This window comes from Corallococcus praedator (genome assembly GCF_003612125.1).
GTDB lineage: Bacteria > Myxococcota > Myxococcia > Myxococcales > Myxococcaceae > Corallococcus > Corallococcus praedator.
Genome location: NZ_RAWI01001009.1, coordinates 1 through 451, shown reverse-complemented (window position 1 = coordinate 451; position 451 = coordinate 1). Strand labels below are relative to the sequence as shown.

Annotated in this window: 1 pseudogene; it reads left to right on the top strand. The window is 52.8% G+C overall.

Annotation, left to right across the window (positions count from 1 at the left end):
• Positions 1-451 (top strand): annotated as a pseudogene (locus tag D7Y13_RS48910) (hypothetical protein); the annotation flags it as partial.

The window sequence follows — 451 nt, the reverse complement described above, 5'->3', positions numbered from 1 at the left end:
TGCCAATGTCCTCCAGTTTCAAGGTGCAGGCTTAACCGCTCGCAATTTGCTGTTGACGCAGCAGGGCAACGATCTCGTCCTCAGCTTTGAAGGTGTCCGCCAGACGCAAGTGATTCTCCAAAACTTCAAGCTTGAGAATCTAGACAACCTGCAAACCTCGACGGGCGCAGCCGTCAATCTGGGCAACATTCGCTTTGACGGACAAAGCCAAATTCAAGACAGTTTCGATGTGTTTGATGCTAACAGTATGCTCAACCGCATCTTTAACCGCAACTCGGTGACGTTTTTGAATGACTTGTCGAATACGGTTAGCGGGTTCGATCGCTCTGACGATGTGATCAACGGCATGGGCGGCAACGATCAAATCCTCGGTTTGAGTGGCGACGATCTGCTGCGCGGTGGACAGGGAACCGACACGCTTACAGGCGGAACGGGGCGCGATCGATTCGTC